The following is a 5,361-nucleotide window of genomic DNA, read 5'->3' as shown; positions in this document are numbered from 1 at the left end:
CGGCAACGTTGGTGCCGGGCTTCAGCGGCAGGTGATAGTCCGCTTCGATATGCGCCGACTTGACCATCTCGGTGCGGCGCGGATCGAGCACGATCAGCTTGGCGCCCTGGCGCAGCCGCTTCTTCAGCCGCGAGGCGAACACCGGATGGGCGGAAACCGGATTGGCCCCGATGATGACGGCGACGTCGGTGAATTCGACCGAGTCGAAATCCTGCGTGCCGGCCGAGGTGCCGTAGGTCTGGCCGAGCCCGTAGCCGGTCGGCGAATGGCAGACGCGGGCGCAGGTGTCGACATTGTTGTTGCGGAAGCCCTGGCGCACCAGTTTTTGGACGAGGTAGGTCTCTTCGTTGGTGCAGCGCGAGGAAGTGATGCCGCCGATCGCGGTTCGTCCGTACTGGTACTGGATACGGCGGAATTCCTTGGCCGTATGGGCGATCGCCTCTTCCCAGCTCACCTCGCGCCAGGGATCCGAGATCTTTTCGCGGATCATCGGCGACAGGATGCGGTCCTTGTGGGTGGCGTAGCCATAGGCGAAACGGCCCTTCACGCAGGAGTGTCCGTGGTTCGCCTTGCCATCCTTGTAGGGCAGCATGCGGATCACCTCGTCGCCCTTCACCTCGGCCTTGAACGAGCAGCCGACGCCGCAATAGGCGCAAGTGGTGACGGCCGAGCGCTCCGGCATGCCCTTCTCGAGCACGGTCTTCTCGCGCAGCGCATCGGTCGGGCAGGCCTGCACGCAGGCGCCGCAGGACACGCATTCGGAGGTGATGAAATCCTCGCTCATGCCGGCGACCATGCGCGATTCGAAACCGCGGCCCTCGATGGTCAGCGCGAAGGTGCCCTGCACTTCCTCGCAGGCGCGCACGCAGCGCGAGCAGACGATGCACTGCGCCGGATCGTAGGTGAAATACGGGTTGGATTCGTCGCGGGCGATATAGTCTACGGCCAGCGAGCCGTGGCCGGGCGCGATGCCGCCTTCTTCCTTGACGTGGTTGCGGCCTTCGACGCCGTAGCGGTTCTCGGAGAGGCCGACCGACTTCGCCACCACGTCGAACTCGCTGGCGCCGGTGCCGGCCTGCTCGTTCCAGCCGGTGGGATGGTCGGAGACGTAGAGCTCCATGACGCCGCGGCGGATGGCGTCGAGCCGCTCCGACTGCGTGCGCACCACCATGCCTTCACCGACCGGCGTCGTGCAGGAGGCCGGCGTGCCGCCGCGCCCTTCGATCTCGACCAGGCAGACGCGGCAGGAGCCGAACGAATCCAGCATGTCGGTGGCGCAGAGCTTAGGGATCTCGACCCCGCCCTCCATCGCCGCGCGCATGATCGAGGTGCCTTCCGGCACGCTGATGCTGCGGCCGTCGACGGTCAGCGTGATCCGCTTCTCAGCCTTCGATTCCGGGGTCCCGTAGTCGATCTCTTCGATGAGCGATGGGAAGTCGGCCTTGATGTTCATCTGCCAGCTCCTATTCAGCCGCCACGCGCGTAGGCGCCGGCTTGAAATCCTCGGGGAAATGCGTGATCGAGCTCATCACCGGGTAGGGCGTGAAGCCGCCCAGCGCGCACAGCGATCCGAACTTCATCGTGTTGCAGAGGTCGGTGACCAGTGCGAGGTTCTTCTCCGCCTCGATGCCGGAGGCGACCTTGTCGAGAACCTCCACTCCGCGCGTCGATCCGATGCGGCACGGCGTACACTTGCCGCAGCTCTCGATGGCGCAGAACTCCATGGCGAATTGCGCCTGCTTCAGCATGTCGGCGGTGTCGTCGAACACGGTGAGGCCGGCATGGCCGATCAGCCCGTCCTTGGCGGCGAAGGCCTCATAGTCGAACGGCGTGTCGAACAGCGCGCGCGGGAAATAGGCGCCAAGCGGACCGCCGACCTGCACCGCCTTCACCGGACGCCCGGAAGCCGTGCCGCCGCCGATCTCGTCGACGATCTCGCCCAGCGTCAGGCCGAAGGCCGTCTCGAACAGGCCGCCATGCTTGACGTTGCCGGCAATCTGGATCGGGATCGTGCCGCGCGAGCGGCCCATGCCGAAATCCTTGTAGAAGGCGGCACCCTTGTCCATGATGATCGGCACCGAGGCTAGGCTGATCACGTTGTTGATCACTGTCGGCTTGCCGAACAGGCCCTGGATGGCCGGCAGCGGCGGCTTGGCGCGCACCACGCCGCGCTTGCCTTCGAGGCTGTTCAGAAGCGAGGTCTCCTCGCCGCAGACATAGGCGCCGGCGCCGACGCGGATTTCCATGTCGAAGGCGTTGGGCGAGCCCAGCACATTGACGCCGAGCACGCCGTGCTTGCGGGCAATCTCGACAGCCTTGTTCATCGTCGCCACCGCATGCGGATATTCCGAGCGGATGTAGACAAAGCCCTTGGTCGCGCCGGTGGCGATGCCGGCGATCGCCATGCCCTCGATCAGCACGAAGGGATCGCCCTCCATGATCATGCGGTCGGCGAAGGTGGCGCTGTCGCCCTCGTCGGCATTGCAGACGATGTATTTGCGCTCGGATGCCGTATCCAGCACCGTCTTCCACTTGATGCCGGTCGGGAAACCGGCGCCGCCGCGGCCGCGCAGGCCGGATTCGGTGACCTGCTTGACGATGTCGGCCGGCGCCATGGCGACCGCGTTCTGCAGGCCCTTCAGCCCGCCATGCGCCTTGTAATTGTCGAGCGACAGCGGGTCGATGACGCCGCAGCGCGCGAAAGTCAGCCGCGTCTGCTTGGCCAGGAACGGGATCTTGTCCGGCGCGCCCAACCAGCGCTTGTGGGGCGCGCCCTTGAGGAAGCCGCTGTCGAACAGGCTCTTGACGTCGGAAGGCTTGACTGGCCCGTAGGCGACGCGACCCTCGGCGGTCGCAACCTCGACCATAGGTTCCAGGAAATAGGCGCCGCGCGAACCGTTGCGCACGATCTTGGCCTCTACGCCGCGTTCGGCCAATTCCTTCTCGATCGCCTTGGCGACCTTCTCGGCGCCGAGCGCCAGCGCGCCGGAATCGGCGGGAACGTAGATGCGGGGGATCATGAGCGCACCTCCGCGACGATCTCTTCGATCTTCTCGTCATCGAGCCGCCCGATCACCTCGCCGTCCAGCATCGCCGACGGCGAACAGGCGCAAAGCCCGAGGCAATAGACCGGCTCCAGTGTAACCGATCCGTCGCGGGTGGTCTCGTGGAAACCGATGCCGAGCAACTGCTTGACCTTGGCGGCGACCGCATCCGACCCCATCGACTGGCAGGCTTCCGCCTGACAGAGCTTGAGCACATGCCGGCCGGCAGGGCGGGCGCGGAAATCATGGTAGAAGGTGACGACGCCGTGCACTTCGGCCCTGGACAGGTTCAGCCCGTCGGCGATGACCGGCAGCGCTGCCTGCGGCACATGGCCGAATTCTTCCTGGATCTCGTGCAGGATCGGCAGCAGCGGACCTTCGAGGTCCTTCAATTCCTCGATGATCGCCGCGGTGCGCGACGCGATCTCGGTACTTGCAGGCTGCATTGGCATGCAGCGCCCTCCCTGGTCGTGGCGACCCGATGTGTGTCGCCCAAGATATAGAGCGGTTTTGGGACAACGACACGCACTCGGCGCAATATCGCTAAGTCCTTACGAAATCAGAGGAAACCTCCGAAATCAATAAAGCTGTCCCGTTGCTTGATAGAAAATTTCTATCAAGCGCGCTCGACCTGCACTGTCTATCCTAGCGATGGGCGCGGAAATCGTCCGCCAGCGTCATCGCCTCGTCCAGCAGCGCCTGCACCAAAGGCGTGTGCGGCTCGCCAGGTGCCGCCACCAGACCGACCGTGTGGCTGGCGTCCGGCTCGACGATCGGAATGGCCCGGATCGGCTCGGAAAAGCCGAATGTTTCCGCGAGGTTGAGCGGCATGATCGACGACCATTTGCCGGTCCGGATGTGCGAAAACAGCACGATCATCGAATTCGATTCCAGCGTCGGCCGCACCTGCACCCCGGCCTCGGCCAGATGCTGGTCGATGATGCGGCGGTTCTGCATGTCGGGCGTCAGCAGGCAAAGCGGCAACTGGCTGATCTCCGCCCACGTCACTTTGTCGCGGTCGGAAAAGGGATTTCCGACCGCGGTGATCAGCTGATAGCGCTCGTCATAGAGCGGCACGCTCACCACGCGTCCGAGCGGCTCGTTGTCGAGATAGGTGATGCCGGCATCGACGTCGAAATTGCCGAGCAGCGTCAGCACCTCGATCGAGGTGCGCGACAAGATCGAGAAGGTGACGCCGGGATGCTTTTCGCGAAATGGCGTCGTCAGCCGCGCCACCATGGCCAGCGCCGTCGGAACCGCCGCTATGCGGATGCGGCCGGACAGGCCGTGGCGGGCCGCCCGCATCTCCTCGCGCATGGTGCGGCTGTCGCCGACGATGCGGCGCGCCCAAACCAGCACCTGCTTGCCTTCCGGGGTCAGGCCCTGGAAGCGCGAGCCGCGCAGCACCAGCATGACGCCGAGCTGCTCCTCAAGCTGCTTGATCCCCGCCGAGAGCGTCGGCTGGGTGACGCCGCACACTTCCGCCGCCCGGCCGAAATGCTCCTCCCTGGCGAGCGCGATGAAGAATTCCAGCTTGTCGATCATCGGCGCAGGCTATCCGTAGCAAAGCGGTTGCGCCAGACGACGCTGCCGCGGCACCACGAACTGGATCGCGCCTCGGACCCTTACTCGCCCGCGAGGCACAAGATGTTGCCGTCCGGATCCTTGAACCAGGCGACCTTCATGCCGTCGCCGACATGGATGTCGCCCTCCAGCGACAGGCCGGGCATCTCATAGTGCTCGAAGGCGACGCCCTTCGATTTCAGCGACTTGACGACGGGATCGATCTCATCGCCAACGCTCCAGGTCACAGCCGTTGCCTTGTTGGTTCCGGCGAATTCCGAATGATAGACGTTGATGACCGTGTCGCCGCTTTTGTAGACGACCAGTTCGCCACCCATGTCGTCCACCTGCTTGAGACCAAGCGTTCCCTCATAGAAGGTCTTGGCTCTCGTCAAATCTTTCACCGCCAGATTGGCCGCGGCATTGCTGTTTGCGAGCATGACAGTCTCCTTCCCGGATTTGTTGTGTCGCCGCTCATGGCATCCGAGATAGGGCCCGTTGATCGATCGGCCATGGGCAAGCAGTGAGGATCGGTCAAAAACAGCGTCGGGCAAACCCGACTCCATCGGTCGTTTTCCGTGGCACGCGCGCAAGCCTTTGCTCCACGGCTTGGTTCTTGCCGGAAACTGCACTATCTGCATCGCCAAAACCCCGAGGAAACACCATGGCCGTCACCAAGGAAACCGTCATCGAGCGCCTGAAAACGGTCAACGGGCCGGATTTCACCGGCAACATCGTCGACCTCGGCCTGGTC

Annotated in this window: 5 protein-coding genes; all 5 read right to left on the bottom strand. The window is 64.3% G+C overall.

Annotation, left to right across the window (positions count from 1 at the left end; genetic code table 11):
• Positions 1-1,453 (bottom strand): molybdopterin-dependent oxidoreductase (locus tag EOA33_RS23075; RefSeq protein ID WP_127406677.1); only part of this gene is annotated, 1,453 nt, incomplete at its 3' end.
• Positions 1,454-1,463: 10 nt separating this feature from the next.
• Positions 1,464-3,020 (bottom strand): NADH-quinone oxidoreductase subunit NuoF, encoded by a 1,557-nt coding sequence (locus EOA33_RS23070; RefSeq protein ID WP_127406676.1) that lies wholly within the window; start codon positions 3,018-3,020, stop codon positions 1,464-1,466.
• Positions 3,017-3,496, bottom strand: coding sequence for a formate dehydrogenase subunit gamma (locus EOA33_RS23065; protein ID WP_127406675.1), 480 nt, complete (start codon positions 3,494-3,496; stop codon positions 3,017-3,019). Before EOA33_RS23065 ends, EOA33_RS23070 begins: the two co-directional genes overlap by 4 nt.
• A gap of 193 nt (positions 3,497-3,689) precedes the next feature.
• Positions 3,690-4,589 (bottom strand): LysR family transcriptional regulator, encoded by a 900-nt coding sequence (locus EOA33_RS23060; RefSeq protein WP_127406674.1) that lies wholly within the window; start codon positions 4,587-4,589, stop codon positions 3,690-3,692.
• Positions 4,590-4,669: 80 nt separating this feature from the next.
• Entirely contained in the window at positions 4,670-5,047 is a 378-nt protein-coding gene (locus tag EOA33_RS23055) for a VOC family protein (protein WP_127406673.1), read from the bottom strand.
• Positions 5,048-5,361: the final 314 nt, after the last annotated feature.

Source organism: Mesorhizobium sp. M4A.F.Ca.ET.050.02.1.1 (assembly GCF_003997725.1).
Classification (GTDB): Bacteria; Pseudomonadota; Alphaproteobacteria; order Rhizobiales; family Rhizobiaceae; genus Mesorhizobium.
This window is presented reverse-complemented; position numbering and strand designations above follow the sequence as displayed.

Bases quoted from the DNA above. Each gene is read 5' to 3' on its own strand.
- EOA33_RS23070 (WP_127406676.1), bottom strand. From the start codon at position 3,020: ATGATCCCCCGCATCTACGTTCCCGCCGATTCCGGCGCGCTGGCGCTC.
- EOA33_RS23065 (WP_127406675.1), bottom strand. From the start codon at position 3,496: ATGCCAATGCAGCCTGCAAGTACCGAGATCGCGTCGCGCACCGCGGCG.
- EOA33_RS23060 (WP_127406674.1), bottom strand. From the start codon at position 4,589: ATGATCGACAAGCTGGAATTCTTCATCGCGCTCGCCAGGGAGGAGCAT.
- EOA33_RS23055 (WP_127406673.1), bottom strand. From the start codon at position 5,047: ATGCTCGCAAACAGCAATGCCGCGGCCAATCTGGCGGTGAAAGATTTG.